Source organism: Rhodococcus sp. NPDC060084 (assembly GCF_042730335.1).
Taxonomy (GTDB): Bacteria; Actinomycetota; Actinomycetes; order Mycobacteriales; family Mycobacteriaceae; genus Rhodococcus.
On the sequence record NZ_JBHWWX010000061.1, the window covers coordinates 1 to 15,945 of the forward strand.

The window sequence follows — 15,945 nt, forward strand, 5'->3', positions numbered from 1 at the left end:
TCGGAAGTGTACGAGCAAGCGGTTTTGCCGACGTCCAGGCCGAGGAACACGCCCACGTCTTCGATCTCGAACATCGCGCCCTTTCCGGGGATGTTGACGGTGCCGGCCTCGGCTTGGGTGTCGTGCTCGCGCATCCACGTTATGCAGACCTGCCGCCCGCGAACCGTCCGGCATTGCGCCGGACCAGGCGGTGGCCGGACCTCTGATCAGCGTCTCCGACGAACACCCCCGGACCCTGGCGACACCACCCCCCAGGTCATCACGTTCGACAGGGGGCAACGCTGTCGTGTGTGCCGGACGAACCCGGAGGGTCGTCAGAGCGACAGCCGCTTGCGGGCCGCGGCGTATTCGTCGGCGAGTCGCTCGACGACGCGAGCGGTGGGAGCGATCCGGTCGATGACGGCGATGCCCTGACCCGCACCCCAGATGTCGCGCCACGCCTTCGCGGTGCCGCCGGGTTCGGTCTTGTCGTCACCCAGGTTCATCGCGGACGGATCCGAGGTGGCGAGGTTGTCGGGGTCCATGCCCGCGCGGCTGATGCTGCCCCGGAGGTAGTTGGCGTGCACGCCGCTGAACAGGTTCGTGTAGACGATGTCGGAGGCCGACGAGTCGACGAGCATCTGCTTGTACTCGTCCTGGGCGTGTGCCTCCGTCGTCGCGATGAACGCCGACCCGATGTACGCGAGATCCGCACCGGCAGCCTGCGCGGCGAGAATGGAATTGCCGTGCGCGATCGCGCCGGACAGCAGCAGCGGACCGTCGAACCAGGTGCGGATCTCCTGGACGAGAGCGAACGGAGACTGCGTGCCCGCATGTCCGCCGGCGCCGGTGGCGACCGCGATCAAGCCGTCGGCGCCCTTCTCGACGGCTTTCTTCGCGTACCGGTTGTCGATGACGTCGTGCAGGACGATGCCGCCGTACGAGTGGATCGCGTCGTTGACGTCGGTGCGTGCCCCGAGCGAGGTGATGACCAGCGGCACCTGGAACTCGACGATCGTCGCGAGGTCTTCTTCGAGGCGGTCGTTGGACCGGTGCACAATGAGGTTCACCGCGTACGGCGCGGACGGTGTCTCGGGATTGTCGGCGTCGTACCGGGCGAGTTCGTCGGTGATCCGGGTCAGCCACTCGCGCAGTTGCGAGTGCGGGCGGGCGTTGAGCGACGGGAACGACCCGACAACACCCGAAATGCATTGTGCGATCACGAGATCGGGGTTGGACACGATGAACATCGGCGATGCCACGACGGGCAGGCGCAGGCGATCCTTCAGAATCGGCGGCAGACTCATATACGTAACTCCTCGAGGGTGAGTGGTCAGGCTTGCTCTAGTTGTGCCGCCATGCGGGGGATCAGCGCCTGCAGGCCCTTGACGGGGCGGATCATGACTTTGAACCCGACGATCCGGTCCCGGTCGTCCCACTCGATCAGATCCACGCCGTTGACGTGTACGTCGTCGAGATCGGCGACGAATTCGAGCACCGCGGAGTTCGGGCCGTACCACTCGCCGACGTAGTGGAACCCGGTGTCGCCACCGAACACGGTGAGCGCCGCCCGGAGGTACGCGACCGTCTTGGCCTTGCCTTCCTGCGGGGTGAACACGGCGGGCGACAGGAACACGGCGTCGTCGGCGACGAGTACATCCAGCGCGTCGAGGTCGTTCGTCTCGATCAGGTGATGCCATCGGCCGATCACTGCCGGGCGGGCGGGATGCGTCACGTGGGTTCGCCTCTCGGTGGGGTGGGTCCGAGCGTAGAGTCCGCCGACTAAACGGTCAACAGTGACTGTTCGTGATTCCGCTCCGGGTGGGGTGCGCCCGGGTGCCGGTCCCCGGCGGCGCAGCGGCAGAGGCTAAGGTACGACGGGGCGGCGCGTGTCGCGTGCCTCGTCGTGACATCGAAAGTGGAGGTAACCGGGATGTTTGAACTCTTCGGCATGATCGTCGTCGTGCTTTCGATCGCTGTCGTGACCGTCGGCACCCTGATCCTGCTCGTGATCTCGACGATCAACCCGCATTTCATGCAGCGCAAGGCCAAGAACCCGAGCCTGGTCAAGGCCGACGCACACCGCGCCGAGTAACCAGCCCGTCGGACCGGCCGGAGAGCGCCTACCCCCAGCCCAGCTGGTGGAGGCGCTCTTCTTCGATGCCGAAGTAGTGCGCGATCTCGTGGACCACCGTCACCAGCACTTCGTGGACGACGTCGTCGTCCGTCCGGCAGATATCGAGAATGGCGTCCCGGTAGATCGAAATCGTGTCCGGTAACGAGCCCGCGTAATGACTGTCGCGCTCGGTGAGCGCGATCCCCTGATACAGACCCAGCAGATCCGGTTCCTCGTCGTGGCGCGGTTCGACGAGCACCACGACGTTGTCGATCGCGCGCGCCAGTTCGGCCGGGATCTCGTCGAGCGCCTCCGAGACGAGCTCCTCGAAATGCTCGTCGCTCATGTGTACGCCCATCACTGACCCGGGAGGGGAACGGCGCCGGGCAGCGGACTCGGCAGCGACCTGCCCTCGGGCAGCGGTTCCGGCGCCACCGGCGGCTGGCCGTCGATGAGGATGTCACCCTTCGCCGATCCCGTGATGGATGCGAATCCGCCGCCTTCGACCTGCTTGCCGATCGAGCAGTTGACCTTACGGCTGCCTGCGAGCCAGCTGTCGTACCCGAGGTTGTCCCAGAACAACGTCAGCGTCTTGTTGCGGAGCGCCTGCGGGTCGCCCAGGTATTCGCCTACCAGTCGCGTGCACGTCTCCTCGAGGTACCTGTCCTGGTCTTCGATGCTGGGGAGACCTTCGGGGAACTGCGACGACAGATCGACGGTGGCGACGACCTCGAACGCGTGCGGTTTCGCGCAGTCGACGGGGTCGGCCGGGATGCCGTTGTTGATGCCGATGCACACTCCGGTGTCCCACGCCCGCGACTGGTCCTGCTCTGCCACCCGTCCCTCGATGGGGAGGAGATTGCCCGTCGTCGACGAGAACTGCAGACCGCACCGCAGCGTTCGTTCTCCGGCGGCCCATCCGGCCTCGCCGGGATTGATCAGACCGACGCTGAACTTGCCGACCGGATCGAATCGGCTCTCGAGATAGTCCATCGCCGCCGGGACACACAGTTCGTCGCGCAGGGCGGTGAACCGCATCACCGACGGGAATCGGGAACCCGGCCCCCACTCGGCACCCGGGAACGTGCTCAGATCGATGTCGGCGACCACCTCGAACAGGTGCCTCTGCTCGCAGTCGACCTTGGTGAGATCGCCGGCATCGAGAGCGGTCCAGGTGAGGCAGTCACCCGTCGAGGCGGTGCCGAACGCTTCGCCCGCCACCGCGCCCGTGGTCGCCACGCTCCGGCCGTTGTCGGTGGTTCCGTCGGTGGAACCCTCGAAACCCGCCACGACGAACGTCGCGACCGCCGCGAGCACAGCGCCCACGGCGACGAATATCAGCGCGCGTCGGGTCAGCCTCGCGGAAGGCGGGCGTCGGTGGGGCTGCTGCTCAGATTCTTCGGCCATCACGTTCCATCATGCCCGTTCGTGCGGCCGGCGGTAGCGTCGGATCATGACCGATGAGCCTATAGATCCGCGAATTCTCGAGATCGCCCAGCTTATGTTCGACGCGGCGCGCGCCGGCGATGCCGCAACCCTTGCCGAGTATGTGGACGCGGGGGTGCCGGCGAACCTCACCAACGGTTCCGGCGACACGCTGGTCATGCTCGCGGCGTACCACGGTCATGCGGATGCGGTACGGGTGCTCGCCGAGCGGGGTGCAGATCTCGATCGCCTCAACGACAAGGGCCAGTCGCCGCTGGCGGGTGCCGTGTTCAAGGGAGCCGACGACGTCGTCCGGGTTCTGTCCGAAGCCGGTGCCGATCCACGGCTCGGGCATCCCACCGCAATCGATACGGCCAAGATGTTCGGGCGCGAGGAGTATCTGGAACTGTGGCAGCGGTAGGCTTCCAGTCGTGATCGACCTCAAGTTCCTCCGCGAGAATCCCGATGTCGTGCGTGAATCGCAGCGCACCCGAGGCGAAGATCCGGGCCTCGTCGATACCCTGCTCGAGGCCGATGCGGCGCGCCGGGCGGCTGTCCTCGCCGGCGACAACGCGCGAGCCGAACAGAAGGCTCTGGGTAAGAAGGTCGGCCAAGCCGCCCCGGAGGAGCGCGCCGCGCTTCTCGAGGGAGCGAAGGAACTGGCCGCCAAGGTCAAGGAACTCGAGGTCGAGCAGAACGCCGCCGAGCAGACCCGGGAGCGCGCACACCTCGCGATCTCCAACGTCGTGGAGGGCGCCCCCGCCGGTGGCGAGGACGATTTCATCACCCTCGAGACCGTCGGTGAGCTGCCCACCTTCGACTTCGAGCCCAAGGATCACCTCGCGCTCGGTGAGTCGCTCGGGCTGATCGACATGGAACGCGGAGCCAAGGTGTCGGGTGCGCGGTTCTACTTCCTCACCGGCTACGGCGCGCTGCTGCAGCTCGGCCTGCTGCAGCTCGCCGCGCAGAAGGCCACCGCGAACGGCTTCACCATGATGATCCCGCCGGTGCTCGTGCGTCCCGAGGTCATGCAGGGCACCGGGTTCCTCGGGCAGCACGCCGACGAGGTGTACCACCTGGAAGAGGACGATCTGTACCTGGTCGGTACGTCCGAGGTTCCGCTCGCGGGCTACCACTCGGGCGAGATCCTGGACCTGGAGAAGGGCCCGAAGCGGTACGCGGGCTGGTCGTCGTGCTTCCGCCGCGAGGCCGGCAGTTACGGCAAGGACACGCGCGGCATCATCCGCGTGCACCAGTTCGACAAGGTCGAGATGTTCGTCTACTGCAAGCCGGAGGACGCCGCTGCCGAGCATCAGCGTCTGCTGTCGTGGGAGCGCGAGATGCTCGCCTCGATCGACGTGCCCTACCGGATCATCGACATCGCCGGTGGCGACCTCGGATCGTCGGCGGCCCGGAAGTTCGACTGCGAAGCCTGGGTGCCCACGCAGGAGCGCTACCGCGAGCTCACGTCGACGTCCAACTGCACGACCTTCCAGGGCCGCCGGCTCAACGTCCGGTATCGCGACGAGAACGGCAAGCCGCAGATCGCGGCGACCCTCAACGGAACGCTCGCGACCACGCGCTGGCTCGTCGCGCTGCTCGAGAACCACCAGCAGGCCGACGGCTCGGTGAAGGTGCCGGCGGCGCTGGTGCCCTTCGTCGGGCGCGAGGTGCTCGAGCCCGTCGTCTGAGCTGAGCCGCTCGGGCTCACTCGTCGAAGGTGTGGTGACGCGCACTCAGTCGCGGTGACGCACGACGTTGATCACGTTGCCATCCGGTGCCCGGACCAGGAATCGGCGCACACCCCACTCCTCGGTGGTGAGAGGGTGGACGATCTCGTAGCCGGCCTGCCGGGCTTCGTCGTATGCGGCATCGACGTCGTCCGTGTGGACGGACATCACCGCATCCTCCGGTGCGGTGGCGTCACCGCTGACGAGCTGGACGTGCGCTCCGCTGTCGGGATCGGTATAGCGGGCCACCCAGCCCATGTCGAACTCTTCGGTACTCAACCCCAGGTAGTCGCGGTAGAAATCCTTGGCCGATTCGACGTCGGATACATGAAGGTTGGTGGTGATGCGCCTGGCATGCATGTCGTCCTCCTACGCGGCGGGTACACCGATCGTCGGCGCAGGGCGCCGCGATGTCGACCCTTCGAGCTGCGGGCGCGACGAACCGAGGCGCTCCAACCCTGACGCGTCGGGTTCAGCGTAGAACCAGGCAGGTCGAGGACGCGGTGGCGATCAGTCGGCCGTCCGCGTCGCGCGCCTCGCCCCGCGCGGTCGCGGTGCGACGGCCGGTGTGCTCACAGAACCCGTGGACACGCACGGCGGACTGTCCGGGCTGGATCGGCCTTATGTACCGGACCTGCAGGTCCAACGTCGTGTACCCCACTCCGGCCTCGAGCGTGCTCGACACGCTCAGTCCCATGGCGGTGTCGAACATCGCCGCGAGCACGCCGCCGTGCACGCTGCCGACGGCGTTGGCGTGGAACTCCTGAGGTTCGATGCACACCTCGACGAACCCCTCGCGGGCGTCGGTGACGGCGAAACCGAGGGTCCGCGACGTCGGATGCTGCGGGATGGAACCGTCGATCATGCCGCGCAGGAAGTCGAGGCCGTGCATGTCGCGATTGGCGGCGGCGGTGGGTGCCGGATCGTCCCAGGTGTAGGTGCGCGAGCGCTCGGGTGCATTCTCCTCGGTCACCGTCCGACCGTATCCGATGCCGGAAAAGGGGAGTGACAGGCACCGGGGACGAGTGGCACCCTGGGATCATGCGCCGACGACGTTGATCCGAACCGCACGATCCCCCGTCCTGCCGGGCGATATCGGTCCGTGCAGTGTCCGTCCGCGCGGTGGCCTACGCCTCGATCCGGGAGTTCGTGCCGTTCTACGGCCTGTACGTCCTGCTGTTCGAAGATCACGGACTCGGCGCCGGCAGCATCTCGTCCCTGTTCGTCCTCTGGTCGGTGGTCGCGTTCGTCTCCGAGGTGCCGTCGGGCGCCTGGGCGGACACGGTGTCGCGACGAGCACTCCTCGCCGGAAGCGGCGTACTGCTCACCGCGGCCTTCACGATGTGGCTCGTGTGGCCGACGTACTGGGGATTCGCCGCCGGTTTCGCGCTGTGGGGCCTCAGTGAGTCGCTGAAATCCGGCACGTTCGAAGCGCTGGTCTACGACGGACTGGCCGCACGCGGCGGTGAACACCGGTACGCATCGGTGATGGGCTGTGCCGCCGCCGGGGAGATGGTGTGCGTGTTCGCCGCGACGCTGTCTGCGGCCCCGCTGTTCGGCCTGGGCGGTTACGCGCTCGTCGGATGGACGTCGGTGGCGATCACGGTCGCCGGCACGCTGCTGGTGTTCACACTCCCGGCCGCGCCGAAATCGACGGAGGCCGACGAGATCGACGGCCCCGGCGACACCCTCGCGGCGCGGTACCTCGCACGCCTGCGCGACGGCACGAACGAGGTCCGCACCGATTCCGCCGTCCGTCGCGCCGTTGTTCTCACCGCTGCGCTGCTCGCGTGTCTCGCGTTCGACGAGTACTTCGGGTTGCTCGCCCGGGAGGACGGCGCGAGTACGGAATTCGTACCCGTTCTCGTCGCGCTCACTGTCGTCGGGCAGGTCGTCGGCGCGGCAACGGCGGGACGCGGCGCGCAGATGCGCGGCCGGGCGATGGGCGTGATCGTGACGATCGGCGCGCTGGCCCTGGCCCTGGGCGCTCTCGCAGGGGGCGTTGCGGGCTTCGTGGCCATCGGTCTCGGCTACGGCGCCCTGCACCACACCGCGATCGTGGCCGAAGCCCGACTCCAGGAGACGATGTCGGGCCGCGCCCGCGCCACGGTGTCGTCCGTCGTGGGCGTCACGAGCGAGATGTTGTCGGTGGCGATATTCACCGGGTTCGCCCTCGGCTCGGTGTGGTTGCCCGTCGCGATCCTCGTCGCGGCGGCAACGATGCCACTGTTCGTCCTGGGAGCCGTGGCGGGCCGGATGCTTCCTTCCGCCGCGAAGGGGGAGCCCTCAGGAAGCCCTTAACTCGTCCGCCTAGATTACGGAGCATGTATGCCCGTTTTCTCCCTATTTCCCTCATCGCCGCCGGTGCCGTCATGGTCGGCACCGGCTCCGTGTTCGCCTACACCGACGACCCGCAGGTGACGGTCGTCGCCGAGACCGCGGGCAGCGGTGACACGCCGGATGCCGCCGCGGTCGCCGCCGCCCGGGACACCCTGCAGCAGGCGAGTCTCCCGCTGGCCCTGCTCAACGGCGGAGTGGGACAACTCGCCGACGGAAGCCGCCAACTCGACGTCGGCGCACAACAACTCGCCGACGGACTCACGCAGGCGCACGAGGGCGGTAAGCAGCTCGCGGACGGACTCGGCCAACTCGAAGGCGGAGTGGGGCAACTCGGAGACGGCGCGTCGCAGATCTCGTCGGGCGTCGACGAGGTGGTCACGCGGCTCAGCGGGTTCGGTGAGATGCAGGGATCGGTGACGGCACGGCTCTCCGTCGTCGCCGACACACTCTCCATGAGCGGTGATCCGGTCTCGGCTGGTACCGCCGACGAACTGCGTTCCCTCGTCGACATGCTGAACAGCCAGGGCCTCGGACCGGACACACTCGACCAACTCGGGCAACTGCGCGACGGTGCTCGGCAGCTGTCCTACGAATTGACCTCGCCCGACGCACAATTCGTCGCGGGAATGTCTCAGGCCGCCGACGGGTCCCGGCAGCTGCGCGACGGCCTGATGCAGCTCGACGACGGCGGCCGTCAGCTCGTCGATGGCACGGGGCAGCTCGTGGGCGGAGTCGAACCGGTCGGCAACGTCGTCAAGGGGATTTCGGAGAACGTGAGTGAGGCCACGGGAGTGCTCCCCGCGCGACCGTCCTCGGCAACTTCCGACGGTACGTCGGAACAGGTTGCCGCCGGTGTCGACGAAGCCGGTGTCGCGGCACGGCAATGGTGGCCGTACGCCTTGATCGCCGCGGGAGCTGTCGCGCTCGCCGCGGCGGCCCTGCTGCCGGCCGGTGCACGGCCGGCAGCCCGGGCCGGACAGCGGCGAGCGGCGGAATAATCGGGCGGGGCGGTGCCCGTCAGGCCTTGCTGCTGCGCAGTTCGTGGCCCTTGGACGTCTTGCATCGCCCCGACTCGAGATCCCACTGCCAGCCGTGGAGGTTGCAGGTGAGCGTGGTGCCGTCCACCACACCGAACTTCGTCAGATCCGCCTTGAGGTGCGGGCACCGGCGCTGGATCTCGTAACCGCCCAGTTCGATCGACGCGGTGTCGTCGTGCGCCTCGGCGAACCAGCCGTCCGCGTACGCGATCCGCTCGTCGGTCAGGCACTTGAAGAACGTGTAGAGGAACTCGTTGTACCCGCCGACGCGCCACGTGGTGAAGCGTGTCGAGAGGAAGATCGTGTTGACCCAGTCCGGCTCGTCGTCGCGCAGCACCGTGCGGACGATCTCCGGCGCGATGCGGAAACCGTAGCGGTACTTGCCTTCTCCCTCGACAGGCTCGCGCACGATGCGCTTGGGGAAGTCGAGCACCACGGTCTCGTCGCCCATCACGAGGCCGACCGGGTAACCGATCCCGTCGCAGATGAGATCGGACTGCGCCATGATCGGCTCGAACTTGGCCTTGAGCGCCGGCAACAGCGGCTCGCCTTCGGCGGGTGCCCACGTGGCCTTCTCAGCGGCGATGACCGGCGCGAACCGCTGTGCCATCTCCTCGATGTAGGCGGCCTTGTTCGTGAAGATCGCCTCGACGTCGTCCTCGGGGATCGGGTGTTCCAGCGTCATCTTCTCGCTCCCGGCGAGGTCGACGACCGAGCCCGGGATCATCAGCAGGCCACCGTCGCGGCCGTTGATGCGCAACTGTTCGAGGAACACCTTCTGGTCGGGGAAGATGTTGCCCTCGTCGCCGTGGTCGTCGTTGAGGTAGCGCAGTTCGTCGTCGAGGAAGACCGGCGGACCGGCGGACGGGACGATCCAGGTCGCGCCGACCTGCTCGATGTAGCTGCGGCAGCGGTCCATGCCGCGCTGGCGCTTCTGCTTGCCGAAGTTGGCTTTCGTCTTCTTCGGGATGTCGTAGACCATCGGATACCAGATGGCGCCCGAGTACTGCAGCAGATGGATGTCGATGTGACCGAACGCGTCGTGCATCGGGTCCATGTCGATCGGCCGCGCGTCGTTCATGTTGAACACGGTGGTCTCGCCGTCCGAGACGACGAGCCCGGAGTCGCCGATCGGGCCGTCCGCGGGTGCTCGCATCGCAATGATCATGATGTCGAGCTCGCCGGGTGCGAGGGGAGCGTCGGGCGCGTCCCGGATGCCTTCCTTGCTGATCCGGTGCTTGACCGAATCGGTGGTCTCGTAGAACTTCGTGAAACCGAGCGCCTCGAGTTCGCGGCGCAGATCCGGCACCGGGTAATCGGGCAGCAGCACGGTGGCGTCCTTGCGGACGTGCTCACCGAGCGTCCCGGGATCGAAATGGTCCTTGTGGAGATGCGAGACGTAGAGGTAGTCGACGTCGCCGAGGGCATCCCAGTCGAGGCTCGTGTTGTCGGGGAACGGTACCCACGACGCGAAGTAAGCGGGATTGACCCACGGATCGCAGAGAATGGAGCCTGCCTCGGTCCGGATGTGGAACCCGGCGTGGCCCACGCTGGTGATCTGCACTCGTTGCCTCCTGACGTGCTGACCTATGTACCTCCAGGGTAAGTGGAGAGGCCGTGGAGACACGCGGCAGCCCGCCGGGGCCACGGGTGCGGCACCGTATCGGCCGTCCGGTTACGCTGGCCGACGTGGAACCCTTCTACCGGACGATCATCGGCGTCGCGCGCACTCTGTTCGCAGGCCAGGGACTGAAATTCTCCGTCACCGGGGAGGAGCACATCCCCGCGACCGGAGGTGCGGTCATCGCGATCAACCACACCGGCTACATGGACTTCACCTACGCGGGTCTGCCCGCCCGTCCCGCGAAGCGCTACGTGCGTTTCATGGCGAAGAAAGAGGTCTTCGACAACAAGATCTCCGGGCCGATGATGCGCGCGATGAAGCATATCCCTGTCGACCGTGGTGACGCCGGCGACTCCTACCGCCTCGCAGTCGAAGCGCTGCGCGCGGGCGAACTGGTGGGAGTGTTCCCCGAGGAGACCATCAGCCGCAGCTTCGAATTGAAGAAGTTCAAGACGGGCGCGGCGCGGATGGCCGAAGAGGCAGGTGTGCCGGTCATCCCCATGATCATCTGGGGGTCGCAGCGGGTGTGGACCAAGGGTCATCCCAAGCGTCTGGGCCGCAGCAATACGCCCATCACGATCAAGGTCGGCGCTCCGATTCCCCCCTATCTGCCGGCGTCGGCCATGACCGAGCAGTTGCACGCGACGATGGAGCAGATGCTCCACGAGGTGCAGGACGCCTATCACCACGAGCCCGGCGCCTACTGGGTGCCGCGCCGTCTCGGTGGTTCGGCGCCCACACTCGAGGAAGCAACCGCCGAGGACGAGCGTGTCGCGGCGGAACGCCGGGCCCGCAAGGAACGCGAGCGGACCGAGCGCGAAGGGCCGGACAGCGGCGACCGCGGCGTTTCGGCACAATGACGGAGTGAGTTCACAGCGCCCGAGCCTTGTCGCCACCGATGTCGACGGCACCCTGATCGACAAATCCGAGCAGGTGTCCGACCGCACTCGGGCTGCCGTGCATGCGGTCGTCGACTCCGGTACGCCCTTCGTTCTGGCCACGGGGCGTCCACCGCGGTGGATCGCGCCCGTCGTCGAGCAGCTCGGGTTTGCTCCCCTCGCGGTGTGTGCGAACGGCGCCGTGCTCTACGACAGTGCGACCGATCGGGTGCTCAGCGCTGCGGTGCTCCGGGCCGACGAGCTCGCGTGGGTCGCCGAGGTGGCCGCTGCGGTGCTTCCCGGCTGCGGCCTTGCCGCCGAGCGTGTGGGGGAGAGCGCGCACGACGCCGCCACTCCGCAGTTCGTCAGTTCCCCGGGTTACGAACATGCCTGGCTCAACCCCGACAACACCGAACTCGCCGAGCACGAAGTGATCGCCGAACCGGCGGTCAAGCTGTTGATCCGGCTCGCCGGAGCGACGAGTCGTGAGATGGCCGAGGCGATCGCGCCGAAGTTGCACGGACTGGTCGACGTCACCTATTCGACGACCAACGGCCTGGTCGAGATCTCCGCAGCCGGCGTGACGAAAGCATCCGGGCTACGTGAGCTCGCCCGTCACCTCGACATCTCGGACGACCGCATCGTGGCATTCGGTGACATGCCCAACGACATACCGATGCTGTCGATGGCCCGCCATGGCGTCGCCATGGAGAACGCTCATCCCGACGCGAAGTCGGTGGCAGACGAAATCACTGCCACCAACGACGAGGACGGTGTTGCGCGGATCCTCGAACGCTGGTGGCAGTGATTCGTAGCTACCGGTGAACCGCGGGACTCAGCCCACAGGCACCGGTTCTGGTGCCGGTTCCGGCGCGGGCGCACCCTCGGGTGCGGTTACCGCGATGTCGGCCGGCTGATCCTGCATCGACTGCTCGTAGGCGTCGTTGTAGGCGCGCAGCACCTTGGTGACGACCCCGGTGGCCTCGTTGAAGATCAGCGAACCGAACTCGAAGTCCGAACGCCAGCCGTCCGGCACCCGGTACTCGTCACTGGTGGGCAACCCCAGCTCACCAGTGTCGAGTCCGTATTCCTGCCACGCCTTGTAGATCTCGCCGAGCACCGCCCACACGTCTCCACCGGGGGACGAGTAGAGGGCGCCGTTGACGAACCGGGCGTGCTCGAAGCCGCCCTTGGCGGGTGCGATCGGCGACACGGCCGTGCCGAGACGGCCGGTTTCGCCGCCTTCCGCGATCCATTTCCGGGCGAGCGGGTTGTTTTCGGCAAGTCGCATCAGTTCTGCGACCAGATCCTGCACGTTCGTGGCGGTCTCGGCCGAGCCGGGCGGCAGCGCGCCGGTGCCCGGCACGGGACCCGCATCCCGCGGAGGATTGTTCACCACGATCGGCGGCGCGCTCGGCGCGCCCTTGGCGGCGGCCGCGGCGATGTCGCGGATCTTGTTCATCTGTGCGTAGCCGCCGTCGCCCGGGCAACTGGTGTTGCCGACGTCGCGGTGCGCGAAGATGATCGGCAGATCCACCGCTGCACCCCGCGGGTACGGCGTGAACGACGTGCCCTCCGAGTACATGGTGGTGCGGCCCTTGGGGTCCAGACCGGCGGCGGCGAGCCGCCAGCCGAGGTAGTTGCCCACGTTCTGCACGGTGACCTCCGGCGGTGCGGCCGTGGAGAAGTCGCCCATCATCGCGATGCCGACGGTGTTCTCGTTGAAGCCGCCCGCGTGGGCGCCCTGCACATTGCGTTCCAGACCGCCCGCACGACCTTCGAAGATCTGTCCGTACTTGTCGACGAGCACGTTGTACCCGATGTCGCACCAGCCGAGTGTCTGCGCGTGGTACGCGTAGATGGCGCGGACGATGCCCGCGGACTCCGCCTTCGAGTAGTTGTTGCTGCCCGCGGTGTGGTGCACGGTGGCGCCACCGAGGGAGTCGTCGTACGTCGCACTCTGGCAGCGCAGCGACTCGTCGGCACCCCATTGCGACCTGCCGATGACTTTCAGGCCCGAGGTGCCGAGCGGCGCCGCGATGTCGTCGAGCCGGCCGTCGGCCTCGCCGGTACCCGGATCGATCAGGACCGCGCTGACGCCTTCCGCAGCCGCGAGCACGGGTTCCTGGCTGCGCAACGGCTTCGACGAGGAAGCGGGTACGTAGCCGAGTTCCGGTGCCGCGCCGCCTGTTCCGGCGACCGGGACCGGCCCTTCGTCGACCGGGGCGGGCGCCTCGGGTGCCGGAGCGCCGGGTGCCGGTGCGTCGGGTGCCGGTGCGTCGGGTGCCGGTGCGGCGGGTGTCTCGGCCGGCGGTGCTTCCGCGCCGGCGAGCGCGGGTTCGGGGCCGGGACGCGGGGTGAGGAGAACCTGCACCGCGCGTGTCGCGCCGACGAAGATCGGCTCGGTGCCGCGTCGCGCGTCGTCGGACGTGTCGTTGCGGCTCGACTCGAGGGGTTCGGTGACCGACCACGGGCCCCACGAACCGTCGCCGTTCTGCGCGCGAATCAGCGCGTCGGTGTCGGCGATGTCGTCGGCGGCCAGTGCGACCAGGCTGAACGGAGTCTCCCGGGTGAGTTCCTTGACCGTGGCGCCGACACGGGCGATGGGACCGCCGTCGGGATCCGGGGTGGTGGTGATCTGCGGCAATCCGTCGATGATCTCCGCAAGACCGATGTCGGGCAGGTTGAGCCCGGTCAGTTCCTCGAGCGGGATGATCAGGTCCGGTACGGACGCGAGCACCACTTCCGCAATGTCTGGGCTGACGGATTCGACGGAGTCGCTGGTGGTGCGAACTTCCGTCGGTCCTGCGGTGAGTCCGGACACGGCAAAGGGCGTGGCGACGGCCAGGGCGGCGACGGCACCCAGGACGATCGACGGCTTAGGGCGGCGATGCGGCACTGTTTGCAACTCCCTGTTCGTGTAGATCTGCGGTCGGAGGAGGGATTCCGAGAGGTCGAAAACCTCCATCGCGGACCGCTTCGAGAGAGCGAAATGGCCGCGATCGGGTGCAACTTGTGGTGCTGTTGTTTCTGCTGTGACTTGTGTTGCGTTGGTCCGTCACTCTTGTCACACTAGACCCAGGCAACCTTAAGCCTCAACCTGAGCTTGAGGATCGGTCGTAAATGTCCGATCCGGCGATCTACGAGTCCGTGCATCGTCCCGGAATGCGAGAACGAGGGAGCGGAACGCCATGGCACCACAATCCATCGGCCGCAGAGGAAAGATCCGTCGGAGACGATTCGTCATCGGACGACCACTGCGGAACGGGTGGCAGCCCTCCGTTGCTCGTCTCGCGGTGATCGGACTCGCGCCGGCTCTGGTGGTCGGTACGGGCGTCGGCGTGCTCGTGCAGAACCGTTCCGATTCGGTCGGCGTCGTCGAAGCGGTGTCGGCCGACACGCCGTACACCTTCTCCGGTTTCGGCCACGGCCACGGGCGGGGCATGGGGCAATGGGGGGCCTACGGCTACGCCCAGGAGGGCTGGACGGCCGAGCGCATCATCGCGCACTACTACGGCGGAACCACGCTCGGTTCGATCGACGACTCGATGATCGCTGTGCGCCTGACGGGACAGGACGACCGCTCACTCGATGTGTATTCCGAGACCGGTCTCCGAGTTGCAGGACAACAACTGGCGCCCGGTGAGGCTGCCCATCTGACCCCCACGCCCGGCGGCGGCGCGAACGTCGTCGTCACGACCGGGTGCAGCGGCGAAGTGCTCTGGCAGGCGGCGACCGATGTGCCCTGGGCAGATCCCGTCGACCTCGGCGAGGACCGCCCGGCCGAGGAACACCTCCGGTTGTGCGGGAGCGACACGCCGTATCGCGGAGCCCTCGGAGTGGTGCTCGACGGCGCGGCGCCCCGGACGGTGAACCGACTGCACGTCGAGGACTATCTCCGCAGTGTCGTCCCGGCCGAGGCGCTTCCGGGCTGGGCCGACACCGGTGGCGCGGAAGCCCTCCGTGCGCAGGCCGTCGCGGCACGTTCCTACGCACTTGCCGAAAAGCGGAACGAACTCTGGCAGACCTGCGACTCCACCGACTGCCAGGTGTACACCGGATCGAACGCCGAGGACCCCCGTACCGACGACGGTGTCCGCAGCACGCGCGGCACCGTTCTGATGAAGGACGGCGCCGTCGTCCGAAGCGAGTTCTCGGCGTCGACCGGTGGATACAGTGCCGGAGGCGTCTTCCCGCCCGTCGAAGACGCGGGGGACAAGGTGGCACCGAACCGGGCCTGGGCCAAGACCCTGTCGGCCGGGGAGATCGGCTCCGCGTTCGGCGTGGGCGAACTCCAGGCGTTCGAAGTGCTTGCCCGCAACAACCTCGGCGCGGACGGTGGACGTGTCACCCGCGTGCGCGTCGTCGGCAGCGACCGCACCATCGAGACGACCGGCGCCGAAGCCCGCGCCAAACTGGGTCTGCGTTCGGACTGGTTCACAATCGCCGAAGGCGCAAATCTGCCGGCCCCGCCGACCACCCCGGCCGCGGAGCCCGGACCTGAAGTCGGTATCGATCCGTTCGGCAGCGGGAACGGCGCGTCGCCCATCGAAGCGAAATTCTTCGAACTCGGTGGTGTCGACGGTGTACTCGGCACGCCGGTCGGTCCGGAACTGATGCTGCCCGACGAACTGGGCAAGTTCCGCATCTTCACCGGTGGCGCCATCGTCTGGACGCCGGATCTCGGCGCGCAGGTGATCGACGCCAGCTTCCTCGACGAGTGGCTGCCGGGTACGGGTAGTACCGAGTAGCCGCCCGCGAAACGCCGGAAGGGGACGGACCTGATCAGGTCCGTCCCAGGGGCTTATAAAAAACA

Annotated in this window: 16 protein-coding genes; 8 read left to right on the plus strand and 8 right to left on the minus strand. The window is 67.5% G+C overall.

Annotated elements, in window-relative coordinates; genetic code table 11:
* Nucleotides 1-314: 314 nt before the first annotated feature.
* Together ACFWBU_RS20355 and ACFWBU_RS20360 are read right to left on the minus strand one after the other, a co-directional pair.
* Nucleotides 315-1,286, minus strand: a complete 972-nt coding sequence (locus tag ACFWBU_RS20355; protein ID WP_169620797.1) for a nitronate monooxygenase family protein — start codon at nt 1,284-1,286, stop codon at nt 315-317.
* A gap of 26 nt (nt 1,287-1,312) precedes the next feature.
* Nucleotides 1,313-1,714, minus strand: coding sequence for a nuclear transport factor 2 family protein (locus tag ACFWBU_RS20360; protein WP_378529085.1), 402 nt, complete (start codon nt 1,712-1,714; stop codon nt 1,313-1,315).
* A gap of 198 nt (nt 1,715-1,912) precedes the next feature.
* Between ACFWBU_RS20360 and ACFWBU_RS20365 the strand changes: the two genes are divergently transcribed.
* Nucleotides 1,913-2,074 carry a hypothetical protein gene (locus ACFWBU_RS20365; protein ID WP_169620795.1) on the plus strand — a complete coding sequence of 54 codons (162 nt, stop codon included), beginning with the start codon at nt 1,913-1,915 and terminating at the stop codon, nt 2,072-2,074.
* 28 nt (nt 2,075-2,102) lie between these two features.
* On the opposite strand, the gene ACFWBU_RS20370 is transcribed toward ACFWBU_RS20365, so the two are convergent.
* On the minus strand, nt 2,103-2,441 hold the full coding sequence (locus tag ACFWBU_RS20370; protein WP_169620794.1) for a metallopeptidase family protein: 339 nt from the start codon (nt 2,439-2,441) through the stop codon (nt 2,103-2,105).
* Between the two features lie 11 nt (nt 2,442-2,452).
* On the minus strand, nt 2,453-3,502 hold the full coding sequence (locus ACFWBU_RS20375; RefSeq protein WP_169620793.1) for a septum formation family protein: 1,050 nt from the start codon (nt 3,500-3,502) through the stop codon (nt 2,453-2,455).
* 46 nt (nt 3,503-3,548) lie between these two features.
* Here ACFWBU_RS20375 and ACFWBU_RS20380 point away from each other — a divergent pair, with 46 nt between their 5' ends.
* Entirely contained in the window at nt 3,549-3,941 is a 393-nt protein-coding gene (locus ACFWBU_RS20380) for an ankyrin repeat domain-containing protein (RefSeq protein ID WP_169652243.1), read from the plus strand.
* A 10-nt stretch (nt 3,942-3,951) separates the two neighbouring features.
* Complete coding sequence (gene serS / locus ACFWBU_RS20385; RefSeq protein ID WP_169620791.1) at nt 3,952-5,211, plus strand: serine--tRNA ligase; 1,260 nt, start codon at nt 3,952-3,954, stop codon at nt 5,209-5,211.
* Nucleotides 5,212-5,256: 45 nt separating this feature from the next.
* Here the strand turns inward: serS and ACFWBU_RS20390 are convergent, their stop codons facing one another.
* Nucleotides 5,257-5,610, minus strand: a complete 354-nt coding sequence (locus ACFWBU_RS20390; RefSeq protein WP_169620790.1) for a VOC family protein — start codon at nt 5,608-5,610, stop codon at nt 5,257-5,259.
* A gap of 112 nt (nt 5,611-5,722) precedes the next feature.
* Nucleotides 5,723-6,142: a PaaI family thioesterase gene (locus tag ACFWBU_RS20395; protein ID WP_169652349.1), complete on the minus strand. Its 420-nt coding sequence runs from the start codon at nt 6,140-6,142 to the stop codon at nt 5,723-5,725.
* Nucleotides 6,143-6,357: 215 nt separating this feature from the next.
* Between ACFWBU_RS20395 and ACFWBU_RS20400 the strand changes: the two genes are divergently transcribed.
* On the plus strand, nt 6,358-7,551 hold the full coding sequence (locus ACFWBU_RS20400; protein WP_378529086.1) for an MFS transporter: 1,194 nt from the start codon (nt 6,358-6,360) through the stop codon (nt 7,549-7,551).
* 23 nt (nt 7,552-7,574) lie between these two features.
* The gene (locus tag ACFWBU_RS20405) at nt 7,575-8,588 is read left to right on the plus strand and encodes a hypothetical protein (RefSeq protein WP_169620789.1); all 1,014 of its coding nucleotides are present in this window, start codon (nt 7,575-7,577) and stop codon (nt 8,586-8,588) included.
* Between the two features lie 19 nt (nt 8,589-8,607).
* On the opposite strand, the gene ACFWBU_RS20410 is transcribed toward ACFWBU_RS20405, so the two are convergent.
* A complete protein-coding gene (locus tag ACFWBU_RS20410; RefSeq protein ID WP_378529087.1) occupies nt 8,608-10,191 on the minus strand; it encodes a Rieske 2Fe-2S domain-containing protein in 1,584 nt (527 codons plus the stop codon).
* A 125-nt stretch (nt 10,192-10,316) separates the two neighbouring features.
* Here ACFWBU_RS20410 and ACFWBU_RS20415 point away from each other — a divergent pair, with 125 nt between their 5' ends.
* Together ACFWBU_RS20415 and ACFWBU_RS20420 are read left to right on the plus strand one after the other, a co-directional pair.
* On the plus strand, nt 10,317-11,111 hold the full coding sequence (locus ACFWBU_RS20415; RefSeq protein WP_169620787.1) for a lysophospholipid acyltransferase family protein: 795 nt from the start codon (nt 10,317-10,319) through the stop codon (nt 11,109-11,111).
* Between the two features lie 4 nt (nt 11,112-11,115).
* Nucleotides 11,116-11,937 carry an HAD family hydrolase gene (locus tag ACFWBU_RS20420; RefSeq protein ID WP_169620786.1) on the plus strand — a complete coding sequence of 274 codons (822 nt, stop codon included), beginning with the start codon at nt 11,116-11,118 and terminating at the stop codon, nt 11,935-11,937.
* Between the two features lie 27 nt (nt 11,938-11,964).
* On the opposite strand, the gene ACFWBU_RS20425 is transcribed toward ACFWBU_RS20420, so the two are convergent.
* Nucleotides 11,965-14,028 (minus strand): N-acetylmuramoyl-L-alanine amidase, encoded by a 2,064-nt coding sequence (locus ACFWBU_RS20425; protein ID WP_378529088.1) that lies wholly within the window; start codon nt 14,026-14,028, stop codon nt 11,965-11,967.
* Nucleotides 14,029-14,320: 292 nt separating this feature from the next.
* Here ACFWBU_RS20425 and ACFWBU_RS20430 point away from each other — a divergent pair, with 292 nt between their 5' ends.
* The gene (locus ACFWBU_RS20430; protein WP_169620784.1) at nt 14,321-15,880 is read left to right on the plus strand and encodes a SpoIID/LytB domain-containing protein; all 1,560 of its coding nucleotides are present in this window, start codon (nt 14,321-14,323) and stop codon (nt 15,878-15,880) included.
* Nucleotides 15,881-15,945: the final 65 nt, after the last annotated feature.